General features: G+C 55.5%; 20 protein-coding genes. 16 read left to right on the top strand and 4 right to left on the bottom strand.

All coding sequences use genetic code 11. The features are described 5' to 3' along the window. Window positions 1–140: 140 nt before the first annotated feature. Window positions 141–734: an NUDIX domain-containing protein gene (locus tag BM029_RS21230; protein ID WP_092439454.1), complete on the bottom strand. Its 594-nt coding sequence runs from the start codon at window positions 732–734 to the stop codon at window positions 141–143. Window positions 735–825: 91 nt separating this feature from the next. On the opposite strand from BM029_RS21230, the gene BM029_RS21225 reads away from it, so the two are divergent. From BM029_RS21225 to BM029_RS21215, 3 genes are read left to right on the top strand one after another with little or no spacing between them, the layout of a single operon-like run. Continuing rightward, window positions 826–1,581 (top strand): DeoR/GlpR family DNA-binding transcription regulator, encoded by a 756-nt coding sequence (locus BM029_RS21225; protein ID WP_092439452.1) that lies wholly within the window; start codon window positions 826–828, stop codon window positions 1,579–1,581. A 43-nt stretch (window positions 1,582–1,624) separates the two neighbouring features. Then, entirely contained in the window at window positions 1,625–2,452 is an 828-nt protein-coding gene (locus BM029_RS21220) for a hypothetical protein (protein ID WP_244545159.1), read from the top strand. A gap of 34 nt (window positions 2,453–2,486) precedes the next feature. Then, window positions 2,487–3,041: a GNAT family N-acetyltransferase gene (locus BM029_RS21215; RefSeq protein ID WP_092439450.1), complete on the top strand. Its 555-nt coding sequence runs from the start codon at window positions 2,487–2,489 to the stop codon at window positions 3,039–3,041. Window positions 3,042–3,047: 6 nt separating this feature from the next. Here the strand turns inward: BM029_RS21215 and soxR are convergent, their stop codons facing one another. The 3 genes from soxR to BM029_RS21200 all read right to left on the bottom strand — a co-directional run bounded on the left by soxR (window position 3,048) and on the right by BM029_RS21200 (window position 4,423). Next, window positions 3,048–3,533, bottom strand: coding sequence for a redox-sensitive transcriptional activator SoxR (gene soxR / locus BM029_RS21210; RefSeq protein WP_092439448.1), 486 nt, complete (start codon window positions 3,531–3,533; stop codon window positions 3,048–3,050). Between the two features lie 109 nt (window positions 3,534–3,642). Next, on the bottom strand, window positions 3,643–3,927 hold the full coding sequence (locus BM029_RS21205) for a hypothetical protein (RefSeq protein ID WP_092439446.1): 285 nt from the start codon (window positions 3,925–3,927) through the stop codon (window positions 3,643–3,645). Between the two features lie 76 nt (window positions 3,928–4,003). Continuing rightward, entirely contained in the window at window positions 4,004–4,423 is a 420-nt protein-coding gene (locus BM029_RS21200; protein ID WP_092439445.1) for a YXWGXW repeat-containing protein, read from the bottom strand. A 398-nt stretch (window positions 4,424–4,821) separates the two neighbouring features. Here BM029_RS21200 and BM029_RS25975 point away from each other — a divergent pair, with 398 nt between their 5' ends. The 13 genes from BM029_RS25975 (at window position 4,822) to upp (ending at window position 19,969) form a co-directional block, all read left to right on the top strand. Then, window positions 4,822–4,998 carry a hypothetical protein gene (locus tag BM029_RS25975; RefSeq protein ID WP_170851169.1) on the top strand — a complete coding sequence of 59 codons (177 nt, stop codon included), beginning with the start codon at window positions 4,822–4,824 and terminating at the stop codon, window positions 4,996–4,998. A gap of 45 nt (window positions 4,999–5,043) precedes the next feature. Then, window positions 5,044–6,201: an efflux RND transporter periplasmic adaptor subunit gene (locus BM029_RS21195; RefSeq protein WP_092439443.1), complete on the top strand. Its 1,158-nt coding sequence runs from the start codon at window positions 5,044–5,046 to the stop codon at window positions 6,199–6,201. Then, window positions 6,194–9,289 (top strand): efflux RND transporter permease subunit, encoded by a 3,096-nt coding sequence (locus tag BM029_RS21190; RefSeq protein ID WP_092439441.1) that lies wholly within the window; start codon window positions 6,194–6,196, stop codon window positions 9,287–9,289. The genes BM029_RS21195 and BM029_RS21190 overlap by 8 nt, the downstream gene beginning before the upstream one ends. A 36-nt stretch (window positions 9,290–9,325) precedes the next feature. Further along, a complete protein-coding gene (locus BM029_RS21185) occupies window positions 9,326–10,804 on the top strand; it encodes an efflux transporter outer membrane subunit (RefSeq protein ID WP_092439439.1) in 1,479 nt (492 codons plus the stop codon). Between the two features lie 328 nt (window positions 10,805–11,132). Beyond that, window positions 11,133–13,040: a threonine--tRNA ligase gene (gene thrS / locus BM029_RS21180; protein WP_092439484.1), complete on the top strand. Its 1,908-nt coding sequence runs from the start codon at window positions 11,133–11,135 to the stop codon at window positions 13,038–13,040. Between the two features lie 60 nt (window positions 13,041–13,100). Then, window positions 13,101–13,625 carry a translation initiation factor IF-3 gene (infC, locus tag BM029_RS21175; protein WP_082814671.1) on the top strand — a complete coding sequence of 175 codons (525 nt, stop codon included), beginning with the start codon at window positions 13,101–13,103 and terminating at the stop codon, window positions 13,623–13,625. Between the two features lie 268 nt (window positions 13,626–13,893). Further along, window positions 13,894–14,091 (top strand): 50S ribosomal protein L35, encoded by a 198-nt coding sequence (gene rpmI, locus BM029_RS21170; protein ID WP_061539612.1) that lies wholly within the window; start codon window positions 13,894–13,896, stop codon window positions 14,089–14,091. A 20-nt stretch (window positions 14,092–14,111) separates the two neighbouring features. Continuing rightward, entirely contained in the window at window positions 14,112–14,471 is a 360-nt protein-coding gene (gene rplT / locus BM029_RS21165) for a 50S ribosomal protein L20 (protein WP_014005489.1), read from the top strand. 219 nt (window positions 14,472–14,690) lie between these two features. Next, the gene (pheS, locus tag BM029_RS21160) at window positions 14,691–15,707 is read left to right on the top strand and encodes a phenylalanine--tRNA ligase subunit alpha (RefSeq protein ID WP_092439437.1); all 1,017 of its coding nucleotides are present in this window, start codon (window positions 14,691–14,693) and stop codon (window positions 15,705–15,707) included. Between the two features lie 98 nt (window positions 15,708–15,805). Next, window positions 15,806–18,232, top strand: coding sequence for a phenylalanine--tRNA ligase subunit beta (pheT, locus tag BM029_RS21155; RefSeq protein ID WP_092439435.1), 2,427 nt, complete (start codon window positions 15,806–15,808; stop codon window positions 18,230–18,232). 117 nt (window positions 18,233–18,349) lie between these two features. Next, window positions 18,350–18,793 carry an integration host factor subunit alpha gene (locus tag BM029_RS21150; RefSeq protein WP_092357473.1) on the top strand — a complete coding sequence of 148 codons (444 nt, stop codon included), beginning with the start codon at window positions 18,350–18,352 and terminating at the stop codon, window positions 18,791–18,793. Next, window positions 18,790–19,197, top strand: a complete 408-nt coding sequence (locus BM029_RS21145) for a MerR family transcriptional regulator (protein WP_092439433.1) — start codon at window positions 18,790–18,792, stop codon at window positions 19,195–19,197. Before BM029_RS21150 ends, BM029_RS21145 begins: the two co-directional genes overlap by 4 nt. Window positions 19,198–19,318: 121 nt before the next feature. After that, window positions 19,319–19,969 (top strand): uracil phosphoribosyltransferase, encoded by a 651-nt coding sequence (upp, locus tag BM029_RS21140; protein ID WP_092439482.1) that lies wholly within the window; start codon window positions 19,319–19,321, stop codon window positions 19,967–19,969. Window positions 19,970–20,068 lie beyond the last annotated feature (99 nt).

Raw genomic sequence — 20,068 nt, 5'->3', positions numbered from 1 at the left:
CTGCTAATTAGTCGGCGAAGTCTGGATTTCCTTACGAGAGAGGCATCTCATATCAGCAGATTTCCAGGTTCTAGCTTACACCTTGGTTTTGCAGTTGGGATATGCCAGGGATTTGATGTTGTTTTGCCAATCAAAAATCGTCACACGATTGCAAGCGATGGCAGCAAATGCAGTTGCGCGTATTGCAGCAGCATGATCGTCTTGCCGTCGGCGATTTGACCGTTGGCTACCATTTGCAACGCTTGTTCCAGCGGCAGCTCCAGCACCTGGATGTCTTCGCCTTCCGCTTCCAGGCCGCCGCCATCGCTGACTCTTGAACCAGGGTCGTATTCGGCTACAAAAAAATACAGCATTTCAGTGACCGAGCCTGGGCTCATGAAGGCTTCAAATACTTTGCGTACTTCCGTCACGCGATAACCGGTCTCTTCTTCCACTTCGGCTTTAATCCGCACCTCGGGGCTGGCCTGGTCGAGCAGTCCGGCTGCGGTTTCGATCAGAAAACCGTCGTGGCCGTTGCCGTAAGTGGGGAAACGGAACTGGCGAATCAGGATCACGCTGCGACGCTCGCGGTTGTACAGCAGGATGGTGGCGCCGTTGCCGCGGTCATAGGTTTCGCGAGTCAAGGTTTGCCAGTCGCCATCGGTGCGGCGGTAATCGAAGGTGGTTTTCTGCAGCAGATACCAATCATTCGACAATACCTCAACGTTGCGGATCCTGACTCTGTCATCTTGCATGGGAAATCTCCGGTAGATGCTGCATGAACTTGCGTTTCTATAACTTATCATGCAATATCATTAAATTTCAAGAAAAAACGTGCAGAAAAATATGCTGACATTACAACGCAAGCAACATCTTCTGGAAATCCTGGAGCGAGACGGGCAGATCGTCGCCAAGTCGCTTAGTGAGCAGCTCGGCCTGTCGGAAGACACCATTCGGCGCGATCTGCGCCAGCTAGCGAAAGAGGGGTTACTGCAGCGCGTCCATGGCGGCGCCTTGCCTGCATCACCCGCGGCCGCTCCCTTCGTTGAACGGCAGCAGATCTCGAGCGAGGCCAAACCAGCCATCGGCCGTGCCGCCGCGGCCATGATCCAGCCGGGGCAGGTGGTGTTCATCGATGGCGGCACCACCGCCGTGCAACTGGCGCGGCAGTTGCCGCAGGCGCTGCGGGCAACCGTGGTGACACACAGCCCGTCGATTGCGATAGAGCTGGTTACGCATCCGCACATTGAAGTCATTATGATCGGCGGCCGTTTGTTCAAGCATTCGATCGTCGGTGTCGGTGCGGCCGCGATCGAGGCCATCGGGCAGATCCGTGCCGACCTGTATTTCATGGGTGTGTGCAGTTTGCATCCCGAGGCCGGCATCAGTACTGGCGATTACGAGGAGGCCTGTGTCAAGCGCGCACTGTGCAATGCGGCTTTGAGGACCGTGGTGCTGGCGTCACCTGAAAAGCTGGATACGGCATCGCCGTACCAGATTGTGCCGCTGGCTCAAATCAGTGAAATCGTGGTGAATACCGATGTGGCGGAAGGCTTGATTGCCCCATATCGAAAAATGGGAATAGCGGTCACCTTGGCGTAGCGGTTGCGATTTTCTGGCAACGCGGAACAGAGCGGAAATCAAAATGGAAACAAAGTTGTTTCTAAATGTTTCCATCCGGATTGGCGTGATGACGCAGGGGATTGAAGTCGATATGATGTATTTTTCCCCATGGAAATCTTTCTTTATGAAAAACATCGTTCTAGGTTTGATCGGCGCGGCCCTTGCATTGCCTGGTTTTGCGCAATCCGTTGATGCTCCGTCGGTCAAGGCCGGGGATAGCTGGACTTATCGAACTACGGTGGAGAAAGGTCCGTCAGGATGGGGGCAGACTCGTTCCGAGGTGACGGTTTCCCATGTTACGTCTTCCAGTATTTACTATTCGTCGAAACAAAGCGGTTCGACGCAGGCCGCAACGGAGGTGTTTTCCGGTGCAGACTGGAGCCGCAGCCGCGATGTCAACGGTAAAGAGATAGTGGTCAACAAGCCATTTTCATTTCCATTGACTGCCGGGAAAACCTGGGAAGTGCAATATACAGAGCAACATCCCAATAAGGCGCACCGGTTCGAGCAGTGGGACACCAAGTTTACGGTTGTCGGCTTCGAAACGGTGGAGGTCCCGGCTGGAAAATTCAAGGCAATAAAAGTCGAAGCAGAAGGTCGATGGAATGCGGAGATGGAGCCCGGTCAAAGTGTTGTTCAAGGGGCGCAAATGGGGCAGGGTGGCACCACCATGGTTACGCAGGTGCAAAGAACTGCAGCCGCACCGGTAACCGGCAGAACCTATAAAGCATTCTGGTATGTTCCTGAAGTTAAACGATGGGTTAAATCGGTCGAAGAATATTATGGAAATGGCGGTGTTCGTACCGAGCGTTATACGGGGGAGCTGGAATCGTTAAAATTGAGTGAGTGAAGCTTCGCTCTCATAGGAAATTCAATCCAAATCCATGCACTACACGGACCTGCCAGCGCTAGCACATGAACTGGTTTACCTGCGTCCGCTGAGTCGCGTGGATGCGCCTGCCTGGTATGCGTATTTGTCCATGCCGCATGTGCTGGAACATACCAGCTGGAATCTGCGGTCCATCGACGAGCTGATGCTGAAATTCGATGCCTTGGAATCCACGGACCCCACTTCAGAAGTTCGCCTGGCAATTGCTTTGCGCGACTCGGATAAGCTGGTCGGGACTATTGGCTTCCACAGTATCTCGCCGCTGCACAAAACTGCGGAAATAGCATACGACCTTGCCCCATCTGTTTGGGGCAGGGGCATCGCACCGTCCGTATGTGCCGCCGTGGCGAATTGGGGATTCTCTCATCTTGGTGCAGTTCGGATCCAGGCTACCGCACTCGACTCGAATACGCGTTCCGTCAGAGTGTTGGAAAAATGCGGTTTCCAGCGTGAGGGTTTGTTGCGCAATTTCCGTATGGTGCGTGGCCAGCCGCGGAACTTCTGGATTTACTCTTGCCTTGATCCGCGCATGGGCATCGTGGATATTTAATCTGGCCTAGTTGTGCTCATCCGTATCATCCTCGATGAGAACCTTGGTTGGATCGTCTCCCAATAAATAGCGCGGCCCGGTGCCGCGCCGGTGTGCGGCATCTTCAGGATTGTATAGCGCACATTTTTTAAGCGACAGGCAACCGCAGCCAATGCACGATGTAAGCTGGTCGCGCAACGCTGTCAGCGTATCTATGCGCTGTTGCAGCAGAGGATGCCAGGAACGCGACAGTTGCTGCCAGTCTTGCCTGGTCGGCGTGCGCTTTTGCGGCAACGTCGATAGGGCGGTCTTGATCTCGTCAAGGCTGAGGCCTACCGTCTGTGCCACGCGGATGAAGGCTACCCGGCGTAATACATCGCGGGAAAATTGACGCTGACGTCCTGTTTCACGCTTGCTGCTTAATAGTCCCTGCTCTTCATAGAAGCGCAATGCGCTTGCGGCCACGCCGGACCGTTTTGCCAGTTCGCCGATGGTGATCAATATCTCGCTCATCCGGATTCCTCGAAAAGTAATCTGCTTCAAGTTTACTTGAACTTCGAGGCGTCCGCTGCGCGATGGGGAATCTATGTCAAATTTTCAGTTCGCGCAGGATTTTTGATTTCTAACACTTGGCAAAGAACATCTTTGTCTTTGCATCTTTGCGTTCCTTGTCGATCCATTCCTTGGTCTGCACCGGGCTTTGCTGCGCGCCGGTGCGTCCGCCACGGGCGATACGCTCGTCGTCCATTCTGTCGAGTTCGCTTACACGTTCTTGCAAACGCCGGCATTCTTCGCTGGCTTGCGGTTTTTCTGCATCCAGAGATACGCGTGCGCCGGCATCCTGCGCCTGAGCGGTAGAGAGGCCAGCCGTCATCAGCAGCATCGCACTGATAAGAATTTTATTCATTCTCATGATTATTATTGGATTCATGGTTTATCTGAACTCAGGCGCCGGCCATGGCCTTTGCCTGTTTTTGTGCAGTTTAACGATCGTGCCGGCCATTGCCGTGGTGGCCGTTGTCACCGTGACCGCGTCGGTCGTCATGCCGTCTGTCATTATGGCGCCTGTCGTCATGCCGTCCCCGACCGTCGCCACGCTCCCAGCCGCCGCGACGCAGTTCCCAGCCGTTGCGTCCCTGGCGCCATTCTGGTCGGTTGTACATATATCCGCTACGCGATCTTTCCCAGTGCCCGCCAGCCCAGGCATGGCGGCGGCCATCCCAGTTCCAATATCCGGGCGCCCACACATAACCGTAGCGTGGAGGCGGAATCACCTCGTATCGTGGCGGCGGTGGCGGCGTACCGATGATGATGTTGACGCCAACCTGGGCCATCGCCTGTGTAGGCATCAGGGCGGTGACGCTAACGGTGACAAGTGCGACTGCACATAGCATTCTTTTCATAGTCATTTTCTATTGTTCTATTGGTGTTGAATTGCACCAACTATACTTCCGATTGTTTATTAATCAAAGAATGATGCAATTGATTACATTTATTTGAGGGTGGCCATGTGCACGGATGTCCTTATGACAGCGGTGCTGTTCGCAGGTTAGCTTTACGCCAATCCATACGTAATATCCGTCAAACAAGGCGCGTCGGCGCCAGTCGGTTTCAACACTAAATAACCCATCTTCCGCACCCGACTTCGGCACTGAGAGCTCACTGCGCTGTCGCTTGTACGGTCGCTGCGTAGCGCGATCTGCCGGTATATCCGGTTTGTCAGGATTTTGTCAGCTTTCCTTCAGGTTTTTGACAGGATAGGTCTGTAGCCTATACGAGTCCCAGATTGGTGGGGCTTTCCATGACCACCATCCAGAGCCGCGGCGAACGGCATGCATGTTATGCCGCCGCACGCGAGCTCGGTGCGCCGCTTTTCAGCCGCGCTGACCAAAACCAGTATCGCCAGCAAGCTCTGGCAACTATCCCGGTTGAAAAAACGACTTCCCGCCCTCCGCACAGCGTCATAGCTAGGGGCTGACGTGAAAAACAATCTCCTGACACGAGCACAAGCGCGAGCACGATCATGAACAATAATATTTCCCGACATAAACCTCTGGCGATTCTTGCCATCACCTTATTGATCGCCGGCGGACTAGCTTTCGTCGAGTCCGGCAGCAAGGCTTCCGCCAGCGCCGCCAATAGTGAGCCGGCCGCGAACTTCACCAGACAAGGTGATCGCATCACAATTCCGCAGCATTCGCCCTTGCGCCAGCGCATTGCGGTACAAACGGTGGCATCGCTGGACGCCGCGCATGCGCTGGAGCTGCCGGCGCAGGTGGAGGCCGATCCTGCGCGCACCATTAACATCCTGCCGCCGGTTGCCGGCAAAGTGCTGGAGTTGAAGGTTGGTCTTGGCGATCGTGTTCGCAAAGGACAGTTGCTGCTGGTGATGACTTCTGGCGATTTCGCCCAGGCCACCGCGGATTTGCAAAAAGCCCGCGATGCATTGCAATTGGCGAAGCGGATACTGGAGCGGCAGCGCGGCGTGCAACAGGCGGGCGCCGGTGCGGCCAAAGACCTGGAGCAAGCTGAAAGTGCTTATGTCCAGGCGCAGGCCGAATTTGACCGTGCCGATACGCGCCTCAAATCGCTCAGCGCCGGTGGTGCCACTGCCGCTTACAGCGGCGGGCAACGCTTGAATCTGGTGGCGCCAGCTTCCGGCAGCATCACCGCGCTGGCCATCGGCGCCGGACAAGCCGCCAACGATCCGAACGCGGTCTTGATGACGATTGCCAACATGGACACGGTCTGGATTACTGCCGGCGTCCCGGAAAACATGCTGGCGTCGATCAAGAAAGGGCAGGCCGCGAGCATCGGCTTACCGGCTTATCCGGGCGAACAGTTCCGTGGCAACGTGGCGTTTATCAGTGACGTGCTGCAAGCAGATACGCGCAGGGCGCTGGTACGTATCAGCGTGCCCAATACGGATGGAAAATTCAAGCCGAACATGTTTGCCAATGTGTCCTTTGCAGTGGCGCAGGCTTCGGCACCGGTAATTCCGCCATCGGCCTTGTTGATGAATAACGAAAACACCACCGTATTCGTAGAAGTCGTTCCCTGGACATTTGTCCGGCGCACGATAGAAACCGGCAACGAAGAAGATGGCAGCGTGCGGATCCAAAAGGGATTGCAGGTAGGCGACCGGGTTGTGATCAAGGGTGGAGTTTTGCTTAATGATTAACAATATCGTTCGCTATTGCCTGCAAAAGCGCTATGCAGTCATCCTGGTGACCTTGATGGTGACGCTGTTCGGCTACTACTCGTGGACCCGGATGGCGGTTGAAGCCTATCCTGAGCTGTCCGATGTAACAGCACAAGTGACCACTCAGGCGCCAGGCCTGGCTGCCGAGGAAATCGAGCAGCAGATCACCATTCCGCTGGAACGGCAGTTGAGCGGCACGCCTGGCCTGGTGCACATGCGTTCGTCCAGTACTTTCGGCCTGTCGCTGATTACATTGACGTTCAAAGACGGCGCGGAAGATTACTGGGAGCGCCAGCGCGTCACCGAACGCATGTCGCAAGCGGCGCTGCCCGCCGGTATTACACCTAGCCTGGACTCGGTGACCAGCCCCGCCGGAGAAATCTATCGCTATACGCTGGAGTCAGACAGCAAGAATCTGATGGAGCTGTCCGAGATCCAGCGCTGGATCGTGATCCCGGAGTTGCAACAGGTTCCGGGCATTGCTGAAGTCGGCAACTTTGGCGGCCTGACGATGGAATATCAACTGGAAGTCGATCAGAAGCAACTGGAACGTTTTGGCGTTTCTCTGTCGGACGTGACGACAGCCATCAGCAACAATAACGCCAATGCCGGCGGCAGCCGCATCACGCGCGGCGAACAGGGTTATGTCGTGCGCGGCATCGGCCTGATGCGCAGCTTGACCGACCTTGGCAACGTCGTGGTCAAGCAAACCAATGGCGTGCCGGTGTTGGTGCGTGATCTGGGTACGCTGCAATATAGTCATCAGGAACGGCAAGGCATTCTCGGCAAAGACAATAACCCCGACACCATCCAGGGCATCGTCAAGTTGCTGAAGTATCAGAACGCATCGGAAGTCATCAAGGATGTGCACGCCAAGGTGGATCAGTTGCAAAAGCAGCTGGCGCCGATGGATGTCAAGATCGTGCCGTATATCGATCGCGACGATTTGATCCAGCTGACCATCCACAAGGTTGGCCATACCGTCATGGAGGGTATCGGCCTGGTCTGCATCGTCCTGATTCTGTTTCTCGGCAGCCCGCGCAGCGCGCTGGTGGCCGCGGTGACGATTCCGCTGGCGCTGGTGACAGTGTTTATCATGATGTACCTGACCAAGATGCCGGCCAACCTGTTTTCTCTGGGAGCGATTGACTTCGGCATCATTGTCGATGGTGCGATTGTGGTCGCCGAAGCGATCTTGCGCAGGCGCGAAGCCAGGCCCGAGGTGGAATTGACCGAGACCGACGTGCGCGACGCCACCACCGAGGTGATCCGGCCGATCTTCTTCGCCACCCTGATTATCATCGTTGCCTATTTGCCGTTGTTCGCCTTCGAGCGTGCCGAAGGAAAATTGCTGTCGCCGATGGCTTTCACCGTAGCTTACGCATTGATCGGGGCCTTGTTGTGCAGCATCGTACTGGTACCCGGGCTGGCCTATATGGCATTGCATAAGCCGCGTCGTATTTTTCATAACAAGCCGCTTGAATGGCTCAGTGCCGGTTACCGTAAAACCCTCGGGCGCTTGTTGAATAATCCTGCGGTTTCATATGGGATTGGTGCCGCGGCGCTGGCCGGCGTGATCGTGCTGGGCGCAGCTACCGGCCGTGAGTTCATGCCGAATCTGGATGAAGGCACGCTCTGGCTGCAGGTGCAAATGCCATCGGGTTTGTCGCTCGACAAGGGCAGCGAGATGGCTAGCGAATTGCGCCGCACATTGCTGGAATTTCCTGAGGTGTCTTATGCGGTGACTCAGCTCGGCCGCAGCGATGACGGCACCGACCCGTGGACGCCGTCACATATGGAAGTGCCGGTCGGCTTGAAGCCTTACAGCACCTGGCCCAACGGTGAAACCAAGGAACAGTTTGTACAGCGGCTCAACGCGCGTCTGTCGCAGCTGCCTGGTTTTTCAGTGGGCATCAGCCAGCCGATCAGCGATGGCGTCAACGATGCTTTGGGCGGCGCGCACAGTCCGCTGGTGATTCGCGTGTATGGCGAGGATTTCAAGGAACTGCGTCGTATCGGTAATCAAATCGTCGATGTGTTGCATGGTGTGAAAGGCTCTGCCGACGTGGCGATTTTCCAGGAGCCGCCGGTGCCGCAAGTGTCGATCGATATCGGTCGCGCCGCCGCCGCTCGCCTGGGGATTAACGTGGCCGATATCGCCAATCTGATTCAAACCGGTATCGGCGGTGCGCCGGTCACCCAGCTATATCTGGCGGATAAGGTGCATAACGTTACGGTGCGCTTCCCTAAAAGTAGCCGCAACAGTCCGGAAGCGCTGGGCGATTTGTTGTTGACTACAGCTGGCGGCGCACGGATTCCCTTGTCGCAGGTGGCGCATATCCGAACCACCACCGGTGAGAGCACGATTGCCCATGAAAATACCCATCGGCAGCTGACCGTTCGCCTGGACTATGCCAATCGCGACTTACTGTCGTATTACCAGGATGCACAGGCTCAGGTGGCGCAGAAGGTGCATTTCGACAAAACCAAATACCGTCTCGAATGGGCCGGGCAATTCGAGAACCAGGAGCGGGCGCAGTCGCGTTTGATATTGGTATTCGGCCTGGTACTGGGCTTGATGGCGGTTATTTTATATGCAGGTTTCGGCAAGCTGCGGCAAGCGTTGCTGATCCTGGGCGTGGTGCCGCTGGCCGCACTCGGAGGCTTGATCGCGCTGCGGGTTACCAACGGCACGATCAACGTGGCTACCGGCGTCGGCTTTATCGCGTTGTTTGGCGTGGCGGTGCAGAACGGCATCATCATGGTATCGAATATCAATCGGGTCCGGCGGCAAGGCGTGGCATTGCTGGAAGCGGTGCTGGCGGGCGCCTTCGAACGTTTCCGGCCGGTGCTGATGACGGCAACCGTGGCGTCGGTAGGCATGTTGCCGGCGGCCCTGGCCACCGGTGTCGGCACCGATGTTCAGCGCGGCCTGGCAACGGTGGTGGTGGGCGGCCTGATTGTCGCCACTATGCTGACGCTATTCATCCTGCCGGCCTTCTATTATTCGCTGGAGAGCTGGATTGAAAAACGTCGCGGGATCAGCAAAGAAAATGACGGCCGCTAGAACGGACGATCGAACCAATCTTGAGCAGGTGAAAGTATGAACGCAATAGATTTTAAACTCAGGGCTTCAGCGCTGGCGGTGCTACTGGCACTGTCAGGCTGTGCGGCCGGACCGGATTTTAAACAGCCGGATGCGCCCCAGGTGCAGGGGTATACCAAAGAGCCGTTGCAAGCAAAAACTTCGTCCGCAGCTACGCTGGGCGGCGATGCGCAGCAGTTTGTCGATGGCATGGATATTCCTGCCCAGTGGTGGACGCTGTTCAATTCACCGGCATTGAACGCTGTTATCGAGGAAGCACTCAAGGCCAGCCCCGATCTGCAATCGGCGCACGCGGCACTACGTGCGGCGCAGGAACAAGTGTCGGTGCAGCAGGGGGCGTTTTTCCCGAGCGTCAATGCCAGCCTGACGCCGACCAGGCAAAAACAGCCGGAGTCGGCCGGGCAGGGCACTTCGCCATTCAATTTGCATACGGCGCAGGTCAGCGTGTCTTATACATTGGATGCGTTTGGCGGTAATCGGCGCCAGGTGGAAGGTTTGCAGGCACAAGCCGAACAGCAGAAATTTCTGCTGGAAGCGGCTTACCTGACGTTGACCTCGAATGTGGTGGAGGCCGTGATACAGGAAGCAGGACTGCGCGCGCAGATAACCGCCACCCAGGAGGTACTCAAGGTCCAGGCCGGATTGCTTGAATTGTTGCAGCGCCAGTATGCATTAGGCGATGTCGCACAAGCTGATGTCCTGACGCAACAGACAGCACTGGCGCAGACCCGGGCCAGTTTGCCGCCATTGCAGAAATCCCTGGCGCAACAACGGGATCGTCTGACCGCTTTGACCGGGCGCTTCCCAAGCCAGGAGCTGGAGCAGAAATTTGATCTTGCTAGCCTCAGTCTGCCGCAGCAATTGCCGGTCAGCTTGCCGTCCAGCCTGGTGCAGCAACGGCCGGATGTACGTGCTGCTGAAGCACAGTTGCACGCTGCCAGCGCCGCTGTCGGTGTTGCTACGGCAAGCATGCTGCCGCAGATTACCTTGAGCGCAAATATCGGCAGTGCGGCGGCGGAGATGGGGAATTTATTTACCTCGGGTACCGGTTTGTGGAGTCTTGTCGGCGGTCTGACGCAACCGCTGTTTGCCGGTGGCGCGCTGTTGCATAAGAAGCGTGCTTCGGAAGCTTTGCTGGAGCAGGCCGCGGCACAATATAAAAGCACAGTGATCCTCGCCTTCCAGAACGTCGCCGACAGTTTGCGCGCCTTGCAATACGATGCCGATGCGTTGCAGGCGCAGGCCTTCGTCGAACGCGCTGCCGCACACAGCCTTGAGATCTCGCGAAAATCGGTGCAGCTGGGTGCGTCCAGTCCGCAGACTTTATTGGCTGCGCAACAAGCCTACCAACAAGCGGTGATCAACCTGGCGCAAGCGCAGGCGGCGCGGTTCGCCGATACGGCGGCCTTGTTCCAGGCCTTGGGAGGAGGTTGGTGGAATCGCGCAGGAGGTGAGGGTTTAGGCAGCACACAATAGAATATATTGTGCACTTGCCATGCCGCACCGGTTTTCTGGTATGATCGGTAGCATTCTGTTGTCGTCGCTGTTATCTTTATTTGCAGCTGGTCAACTAAAACGAATTCAACATCTGTAAGAGCGAGAAAGGCATCCCGGTTATGACACCGCGAACTACCACCACAATCTGTGAGCGACACTAGTCGAGGCCTTTTTCTACTTGCATGATGAAAAAAGCGCGGCTGGTCCGCGTTTTTTTTCGTCCGCATTTTTGTAATGCACACGGCAATTCAATTCAATTTAATTCAATCCGGCGTTGTCCAGAGTGACCGCCGATATGGGGCTCAAAATGATAGCAGTCAAACTTCCTGATGGTTCACAACGTCAATTCGAGGCGCCGCTGACTGTGGCGCAGGTCGCCGCCAGTATCGGCGCCGGTCTGGCAAAAGCGGCGTTGGCCGGCAAGGTCGACGGCAAGCTGGTGGATACTTCGTTCCTGATCGAGCGCGATGTCGAGCTGGCTATCGTCACCGACAAGGATGCCGACGGCCTGGAAGTGATTCGCCATTCGACAGCGCATTTGCTGGCGTACGCGGTCAAGGAGCTGTTTCCGGATGCGCAGGTAACTATCGGCCCGGTAATCGAAAACGGCTTTTACTACGACTTCGCCTACAAGCGCCCGTTTACCCCGGAAGACTTGCTGGAAATTGAAAAGAAGATGGCTGAACTGGCGAAGAAGGATGAGCCGGTTACCCGCAAGGTCGTGGCGCGTGACGAAGCGATCGCTTATTTCGAATCGATCGGCGAAGCCTACAAGGCGGAACTGATCGGCTCGATCCCGCAAGATCAGGAAGTTTCGCTGTACACAGAGGGCAAGTTCACCGACTTGTGCCGTGGCCCGCACGTGCCGTCGACTGGCAAGCTGAAAGTCTTCAAGTTGATGAAGCTGGCCGGCGCCTACTGGCGCGGCGATGCAAAAAATGAAATGTTGCAACGTGTGTATGGCACTGCCTGGGCGAAGAAGGATGAGCAAGAGGCTTATCTGCACATGCTGGAAGAGGCGGAGAAACGCGACCATCGCAAGCTGGGGCGCGCGCTGGATCTGTTCCATTTTCAGGATGAGGCGCCTGGCTTGATTTTCTGGCATGCCAAGGGTTGGACTATCTGGCAACAGGTCGAGCAGTACATGCGTCGTGTCTATAATGACAATGGTTATCAGGAGGTCAAGGCGCCGCAGATTCTGGATCGCTCGTTGTGGGAAAAGACCGGTCACTGGGAGAACTACCGCGAAAGCATGTTTACAACCGAGTCAGAAAACCGCAGCTACGCGCTGAAACCGATGAACTGCCCTGGTCATATCCAGATTTTCAATTCCAGTTTGCATAGCTATCGCGACTTGCCATTGCGTTTCGGCGAATTCGGCCAGTGCCATCGTAATGAGCCGTCGGGCGCCTTGCACGGGATGATGCGGGTGCGCGGCTTTACCCAGGATGATGGTCATATTTTCTGTACTGAAGAACAAGTGCAGGATGAGGTTGCGGCCTTCGACAAGCTGGTGCGCCAGGTATATCTCGACTTCGGCTTTACCGAAGTGGCGGTGAAGCTGGCTTTGCGTCCTGAGAAGCGGGTAGGCGAAGACGATGTCTGGGACAAGGCTGAAAATTCCTTGCGTGAAGCAATCCGTGCTTCCGGCGCAGAGTGGGAAGAATTGCCGGGCGAGGGCGCCTTCTACGGTCCGAAAATCGAGTACCACCTGAAGGATTCGATCGGCCGTTCCTGGCAATGCGGTACCATGCAGGTCGATTTTTCGATGCCGGGCCGTCTCGGTTCAGAATATGTAACTGAAGACAATGGTCGTAAAGTGCCGGTCATGCTGCACCGTGCTATCGTCGGTTCGCTGGAGCGTTTTATCGGGATGCTGATCGAAAACCACGCAGGTGCGATGCCTTTGTGGCTTGCTCCTGTGCAAGTTGTTGTTTTGAATATCTCTGATGCACAGTCGGAATATGTTCAAAATGTTGCACAAACGCTGAAAAAACAAGGGTTTAGAGTAGAGACCGATTTGCGTAATGAGAAGATTACCTATAAAATACGGCAGCATTCTTTGCAGAAGCCGCCTTATATACTGGTTGTCGGTGATAAAGAGCGGGATGCAAACACAGTGGCCGTGCGAGCGCGGGGTAATGTCGATCTGGGTGTAATGCCTATCGATGTACTGGTGGAGCGCCTCAGGAATGAGGTCGAAACCAAAGCCTGAACGGGGCAACCCGAAGCGCCAGAGCACGGCTTAATCATTTGATTTTTAAAGGAAACTGCAATAGCTACGGACAAGTCACATCGCATCAACGGCGAAATTACTGCGCCAGAATTGCGCTTATCCGGTGTCGAGAACGAAGCACTCGGTATCGTCAGCCTGGCTGAGGCCTTCCGCCTGGCGGAAGAGGCAAACGTCGATCTGGTGGAAATCGCGCCGACGGCACAGCCGCCGGTAGCCCGTCTGATGGACTACGGCAAGTTCAAGTACCAGGAGCAGAAGAAGGCGCACGAAGCCAAGTTGAAGCAGAAGGTCATTCTGGTGAAGGAAGTCAAATTCCGCCCGGGTACCGATGATGGGGATTACAACATCAAGCTGCGCAATTTGACCCGATTCCTGGATGAGGACGGCGATAAAGTCAAAATCACCCTGCGTTTCCGCGGTCGTGAAATGGCTCACCAGGATATCGGTGTGCGCATGCTTGAGCGTCTGAAGCAAGATCTGGAGCCGTACGGACAGGTCGAGCAGTGGCCGAAGATGGAAGGGCGTCAGATGATCATGATCATTGGCCCTAAGAAGAAAAAATAATAACAAATTGGGGAAAGAGTTTAAGAGCCGGGGCGAATTACCCTTGTCCGGGCGACTCTGTCCTCAACTGATCAAGTTTTGTGGTGGCATGCAGGTTTACTCAGGCAAGCCATCCAAAAAGCAGCAGACCAGATTCTGCTGCGAAATCCAGTTGTGGTTGTCGTTCAGCTGGGTTTAAACAAGTGAGAGCAGGCATCCAAGCGTAACGATATGTTGCCACCTGCAATCATGTTAAAAAAGGAGCTGTCCCTAGAGGACAGATAGTGTCATGCCAAAAATGAAGACGAAAAGCAGCGCCAAAAAGCGCTTTCGTGTGCGTCCGGGTGGAACAGTTAAGCGCGGTCAAGCGTTCAAACGCCACATCCTGACCAAGAAGACCACCAAAAACAAACGTCAATTGCGCGGTTCCGTTGGGGTCAATGACCACAACATGGTATCCGTTTCGCGCATGTTGCCGAACGCTTAACCTCATACTAAGGAGTTATTATGCCTAGAGTAAAACGTGGGGTTACAGCTCGTGCCCGTCATAAAAAAATCTTGGTGCAAGCCAAGGGTTACCGCGGTCGTCGCAGTAAAGTCTATCGCGTAGCCAAGCAAGCGGTTATGCGCGCTGGTCAATACGCATACCGTGACCGTCGTAACAAGAAGCGCGTATTCCGTGCATTGTGGATCGCCCGTATCAACGCCGCTTCCCGTGAGCATGGCGTTACATACAGCGTATTCATGAACGGTCTGAAGCGTGCTTCGATCGAACTGGACCGTAAGGTTCTGGCTGATATGGCAGTGATGGACAAGCCAGCGTTTGCTGCGATTGTCAATCAAGTCAAGGCCAACATCGCTGCGTAAGTTACTTACGTAGTTTTGCCATCGCTGCAGGGTTCATTCTGCAGCGTGGCAATCCCGAGCGGGGCAGAGGTCAACACCTTGTGCCCCGTTTGTGTTTTTAACCGTCAATCTTCATATTTGCGGGAAAGAGTTTAAGAGCCACCGCAGCGTGGCGAATTACTCTGTCCCCAACTATATGTAGATTGGCGTATTTCGGCTTCATTGGAGCAGGAAAACTGCATGAACTCCCTAGAACAACTAGTAACGCAAGCCCAAGCTGATTTCATTGCCGCTGTCGATGCCGCCGCGCTGGAAAATGCGAAGGCCAAGTATCTCGGCAAGACCGGTCAGATCACCGAGCAAATGAAGGGGTTGGGCAAACTGGCTGCGGACGAACGCAAAGTCCAGGGCGCAGTCATCAACCAGGCCAAAGAGCAGATCGAAGCCGCGCTGACAGCGCGCCGTGATGCCTTGGCCAACGCGCAGATGCAAGAGCGTCTGAATGCCGAAGCGATCGATGTCACCTTGCCGGGCCGCGGCCGTGGCGTAGGCGGTATCCATCCGGTGATGCGCTCGTGGCAGCGTATCGAAGAAATTTTCCGTTCGATCGGTTTCGATGTGGCTGACGGCCCCGAAATCGAAACAGACTGGACCAACTTTACTGCATTGAACAGCCCGGAGAATCATCCAGCGCGTTCGATGCAGGATACCTTCTATATCGATGGCAAGGATAGCGACGGCAAGCAACTGCTGCTGCGTACCCATACCAGCCCGATGCAGGTGCGGTATGCGCGCATGAACAAGCCGCCGATCAAGGTTATCGCGCCGGGCCGTACTTATCGCGTTGACAGCGACGCCACCCATTCGCCGATGTTCCATCAGGTTGAAGGTTTGTGGATCGCCGAAGACATCAGCTTCGCCGACCTCAAGGGCGTGTACCTGAATTTTGTCAAGGCGTTCTTTGAAACCGACGACTTGCAAGTGCGTTTCCGTCCATCTTACTTTCCGTTCACCGAGCCTTCGGCCGAGATCGACATTGCCTTCGGCAGCGGTCCGCTGAAAGGGCGCTGGCTGGAAGTCTCCGGCGCCGGCCAGGTGCATCCTAACGTGGTGCGCAACATGGGCCTGGATCCGGAACAGTTCATCGGTTTCGCGTTCGGCTCCGGTATCGAACGCCTGACGATGCTGCGTTATGGCATCAACGATCTGCGCCTGTTCTACGAAGGCGATCTGCGCTTCCTGAAACAATTTAACTAAAAGCTCCTCGCCGAAGACGCTTGGATTGTCTTGGAATTTTGCTCCGACAAGCCAGCGTTCCCTGCTTCTGTGACTAAAGGTTTTTGAAGGTTTTACCTATGCAATTCTCTGAAAGCTGGCTGCGTTCCATGGTCGATCCGAAGATGACTTCGGACGAATTGTCCCATCTGCTGACCATGTCCGGTCTCGAAGTGGAAGAGGTCGAGCCGGTTGCGCCGCCCTTTACCAATATCGTGGTCGGCCTGGTGGTCGAGACTGCCAAACATCCGAATGCCGATCGCCTGAACGTCTGCCAGGTCGATGTCGGCACCGGCACCATGCTCAATATCGTGTGCGGTGCGCCGAATGTGCGTCCCGGCCTCAAGGTTCCTTGCGCCACGGTTGGCGCCATCCTGCCGCCCGGTGCGGACGGCAAGCCGTTCGAGATCAAGCTCGGCCAGCTGCGCGGCGTCGAGTCGCAAGGTATGCTGTGTTCAGCGCGTGAATTGAAACTGTCGGAAGATCAGGGCGGCTTGCTCGAGTTGCCTGACGACGCGCCGGTAGGTCAGAATTTCCGTGATTATTACGAACTGAACGACCTCAAGTTCACCATCAAGTTGACGCCGAACAAGGCCGATTGCCTGTCGGTGCTGGGTGTAGCGCGTGAAGTATCGGCGCTGACCGGTACCCCGCTGAAGCAGCCGGTGTTCAAGGCCGTGGCTGCGACCATTACAGAAACCTTGCCAGTCAAGATTTCGGCGCCGGATTTGTGCGGCCGTTTTTCCGGTCGCGTGATCCGCGGCTTGAACGCCAAAGCCGCCACGCCGCATTGGATGAAGCAGCGCCTGGAGCGCAGCGGTCAGCGTTCGATTTCGGCCCTGGTCGATATTTCCAACTATGTGATGCTGGAGCTGGGCCGTCCGACGCACGTGTTCGACCTCGACAAGATCCACGGCGGCCTCGATGTCCGCTGGGGCAAGGCAGGTGAATCGCTCAAACTGTTGAACGGTAATACTGTCAGCGTCGACGAGTGGATCGGCGTGATCGCCGATGACCAGCAAATCGAATCGCTGGCCGGCATCATGGGCGGCGACGCTACTGCTGTCTCGCTGGAAACGCAGAATATCTATCTGGAAGCCGCATTCTGGTGGCCGCAAGCGATACAGGGCCGTGCCCGTCGTTTCAATTTCTCGACCGACGCCGGTCATCGCTTCGAGCGTGGCGTCGATTTCGCGACCACGGTTGAACACATCGAGCGCATCACTGCCTTGCTGGTTGAAATTTGCGGTACGCCTGCGACCCAGATCGGTCCGATTGACGATCAAAGCGTCAACTTGCCAAAGCGCGATCCGGTCAAGGTCCGTACTGCGCGTGCAGTCCGGGTCATCGGCGTGCTTTTGTCGGATAGCCAGATCGCCGACATCTTCACCCGCCTGGGCCTGGCCTTCACGCAAGAGAACGGTGTATTTTCCGTGACGCCGCCATCGTATCGTTTCGATATCGAGATCGAGGAAGACCTGATCGAAGAAATCGCGCGCGTCTACGGCTTTGAAAATATCCCTGCCTTGCCGCCGGTGGCGCCTAACGCCATGTATATCGCGCCGGAAAACCAGCGTTCGCTGTTTACGATTCGTCGTCAGCTGGCTGACCTGGATTATCAGGAAGTGATCAATTTCAGCTTCGTCGAAGAAGCCTGGGAGGCCGATTTTGCCGGCAATCTGGCGCCGATCAAGGTGGTCAACCCGATCGCCAGCCAGATGGGCGTAATGCGTTCAACGCTGGTGGGCAGCCTGATTGCGAACGTTAAATACAATCTCAACCGCAAGCTGAACCGGGTCCGGATTTTTGAAACCGGCGCTGTTTACATGCGTAACCAGGAAGTCCAGAACGGCCCGCTGGCTGTGGCCGGATACGATCAGCCTAAGCGTGTAACAGGCCTGGCTTACGGCCCGCAAGCTGACGAACAATGGGGCCAGGCCAGCCGTACCGTCGATTTCTTCGATGTGAAAGCGGATCTGGAAGCCTTGTTTGCACCTGCCGCTTTGCGTTTTGCCAAAATCGAACACCCGGCGCTGCACCCCGGCCGTTCGGCGCAAGTGCTGCTGGGCGATCAGGTAGTCGGCTTCATCGGCGAACTGCATCCGCGTCTGCAACAGAAATATGAACTGCCATTGGCGCCGGTTTTGTTCGAAGTCGACGGCTTGGCGTTGCAGCAACGGCAAGTGCCTGCTTATGTCGAAATTTCGAAATTCCCGGCCGTGGTGCGGGACCTCGCCGTGGTAGTCAAACAGGCGGTTTATGCACAGGATTTATTGGACGTTTTTGCTGCTGAGCAGCAACATAATCCTGACTGCCGAATTCTGCAAGCCATTGTTTTATTTGATGAATATCATGGCAAAGGGCTGGAAAATGACGAAAAAAGTCTTGCTTTCCGGTTTACCTTGCAAGATACTGAAAATACCCTTCAAGAAGACACCGTCGAAGCCGCCATGTCGGCTTTGATTGCGGCTGTCGGTAAGGTGCCGACAGCAAAACTGCGCACCTGATCTGTAATTGAATGGCTTTAGTAATAATGATAAAACCTGCAGCAAAATGCCGGTGCACGCGTTTTACCCGCAGCACCGGCGGCCGCAATCTCAAAAAGACAGGGGCGTAACAACAGAATGAATGACATGCAGACAGTAGAATTTCAATCCGTTCTGGACGCCGATCTGAATCGGGCGATGCGTGAAGCGCAAGCCCGTTCGCAGGCAGAAAAGAATTTGCCGACATTAACCAAGGCGGAACTGGCTGAACTTTTGTTTGAACAAGTTGGCCTCAACAAGCGTGAAGCCAAAGACATGGTTGAAACGTTTTTCGATGAAATCCGCGACGCGCTGGAACGTGGCGAGTCGGTGAAATTATCGGGTTTCGGTAATTTTCAATTGCGCGACAAGCCGCAACGTCCGGGCCGTAATCCAAAAACCGGGGAAGAAATTCCTATCACTGCGCGTCGCGTGGTGACTTTTCACGCCAGTCAAAAACTCAAGGGCATGGTTGAAGCCGCAAGCCTGCAACCAATCCAGCCTATCCAGCAGTTTGCCGCCGTTCTCCAAACTAATTCATGAACGATAAAGTGAGTAAGTCCGAGCTTGTCGTATTGCCGCCGATCCCGGCCAAGCGCTATTTCACCATTGGCGAGGTCAGCGAGCTGTGCGGTGTCAAGCCGCATGTGCTGCGTTACTGGGAGCAGGAGTTTACCCAGCTTAAGCCGGTTAAGCGGCGCGGCAATCGTCGCTATTACCAGCACCACGAAGTGCTGTTGATTCGCCGTATCCGCGAACTGCTGTACGAACATGGTTTCACTATCAGTGGCGCCCGTAACAAGCTTGATGGCCGCCTGGGCGGCAGCGCTGAAGCAGAGCTTGCCGCCGAGCCGAAGCAAGACGAAATCAATCTTGTCGAAGTGCGTCACGAGCTGGAACAGATACTCGATTTGCTGATGCCTAAGGTAGAGCAAGCAGTTGAGTGAATGCTGAAAAAACGAGGGAGAGAAATCTCCCTTTTTTGTATTTGGGATGTTGAGTTCGGATTTTGCCTTGTCCGCTTTCCATCGACCTCCATCCGCCCCTTTTATTTATTCCCCGATCATCATGCTCAGCGACCCACGTTTTCCCAATCTTTTCATCCTCAACCATCCGCTGATCCAGCATAAGCTGACGCACATGCGGAGTAAGGAAACCTCTACCCGCACATTCCGTCAGCTGCTGCGTGAAATCACGCTGTTGATGGGGTATGAGATCACGCGTGATTTGCCCTTGACGACGCAGTTGATCGAGACGCCGATGCAGAGCATGGAGGCGCCGGTGATTGCGGGGCGCAAGCTGGCGGTGGTGCCGGTGTTGCGGGCGGGGATTGGCATGAGTGATGGCTTGCTGGATCTGGTGCCTTCGGCGCGTGTGGGGCATATCGGGGTGTATCGGGATCCTGCGACGCATCAGCCGGTTGAGTATCTGGTGCGTTTGCCGGATTTGGCGGAGCGTATCTTTATCGTGTGCGATCCGATGGTGGCGACTGGTAATTCGGCGGTGCATGCGGTTGATGTGCTGAAGAAGCGTGGCGTCGGCGACGAGCAAATCATTTTCCTGGCGCTGGTGGCTGCGCCTGAGGGTGTGCAGGTGTTCCAGAATGCGCATCCTGGGGTCAAGCTGTATGTGGCGAGTCTGGATTCGCATCTCGACGAGCACGCGTACATCGTTCCAGGTTTAGGCGATGCCGGCGATCGTATTTTCGGTACCAAATAAGCAGTAGTTAAATGGGGTCAGAGTCTGACCCTTCCCCTCAAATAATCGATAAAAATCAAAGGGCTAATGATTTTGAATTGTCAGTTGCATGCATGAGCT

The organism is Collimonas sp. OK607 (assembly GCF_900111995.1).
Lineage (GTDB): Bacteria > Pseudomonadota > Gammaproteobacteria > Burkholderiales > Burkholderiaceae_D > Collimonas.
Note: the sequence above shows the minus strand (reverse complement) of the source record. Positions and strands in the feature narration are given on the sequence as shown.

What these genes read in the sequence shown, in the direction of transcription:
- soxR (WP_092439448.1), bottom strand. Translation starts at nt 3,533, where the DNA reads ATGAGCGAGATATTGATCACCATCGGCGAACTGGCAAAACGGTCCGGC.
- BM029_RS21145 (WP_092439433.1), top strand. Translation starts at nt 18,790, where the DNA reads ATGAACGATAAAGTGAGTAAGTCCGAGCTTGTCGTATTGCCGCCGATC.
- pheT (WP_092439435.1), top strand. Translation starts at nt 15,806, where the DNA reads ATGCAATTCTCTGAAAGCTGGCTGCGTTCCATGGTCGATCCGAAGATG.
- rpmI (WP_061539612.1), top strand. Translation starts at nt 13,894, where the DNA reads ATGCCAAAAATGAAGACGAAAAGCAGCGCCAAAAAGCGCTTTCGTGTG.
- thrS (WP_092439484.1), top strand. Translation starts at nt 11,133, where the DNA reads ATGATAGCAGTCAAACTTCCTGATGGTTCACAACGTCAATTCGAGGCG.
- BM029_RS21200 (WP_092439445.1), bottom strand. Translation starts at nt 4,423, where the DNA reads ATGAAAAGAATGCTATGTGCAGTCGCACTTGTCACCGTTAGCGTCACC.
- BM029_RS21205 (WP_092439446.1), bottom strand. Translation starts at nt 3,927, where the DNA reads ATGAATAAAATTCTTATCAGTGCGATGCTGCTGATGACGGCTGGCCTC.
- BM029_RS25975 (WP_170851169.1), top strand. Translation starts at nt 4,822, where the DNA reads ATGACCACCATCCAGAGCCGCGGCGAACGGCATGCATGTTATGCCGCC.
- BM029_RS21230 (WP_092439454.1), bottom strand. Translation starts at nt 734, where the DNA reads ATGCAAGATGACAGAGTCAGGATCCGCAACGTTGAGGTATTGTCGAAT.
- BM029_RS21195 (WP_092439443.1), top strand. Translation starts at nt 5,044, where the DNA reads ATGAACAATAATATTTCCCGACATAAACCTCTGGCGATTCTTGCCATC.
- BM029_RS21190 (WP_092439441.1), top strand. Translation starts at nt 6,194, where the DNA reads ATGATTAACAATATCGTTCGCTATTGCCTGCAAAAGCGCTATGCAGTC.
- BM029_RS21215 (WP_092439450.1), top strand. Translation starts at nt 2,487, where the DNA reads ATGCACTACACGGACCTGCCAGCGCTAGCACATGAACTGGTTTACCTG.
- BM029_RS21185 (WP_092439439.1), top strand. Translation starts at nt 9,326, where the DNA reads ATGAACGCAATAGATTTTAAACTCAGGGCTTCAGCGCTGGCGGTGCTA.
- upp (WP_092439482.1), top strand. Translation starts at nt 19,319, where the DNA reads ATGCTCAGCGACCCACGTTTTCCCAATCTTTTCATCCTCAACCATCCG.
- BM029_RS21225 (WP_092439452.1), top strand. Translation starts at nt 826, where the DNA reads ATGCTGACATTACAACGCAAGCAACATCTTCTGGAAATCCTGGAGCGA.
- BM029_RS21150 (WP_092357473.1), top strand. Translation starts at nt 18,350, where the DNA reads ATGAATGACATGCAGACAGTAGAATTTCAATCCGTTCTGGACGCCGAT.
- pheS (WP_092439437.1), top strand. Translation starts at nt 14,691, where the DNA reads ATGAACTCCCTAGAACAACTAGTAACGCAAGCCCAAGCTGATTTCATT.
- BM029_RS21220 (WP_244545159.1), top strand. Translation starts at nt 1,625, where the DNA reads ATGGAAACAAAGTTGTTTCTAAATGTTTCCATCCGGATTGGCGTGATG.
- rplT (WP_014005489.1), top strand. Translation starts at nt 14,112, where the DNA reads ATGCCTAGAGTAAAACGTGGGGTTACAGCTCGTGCCCGTCATAAAAAA.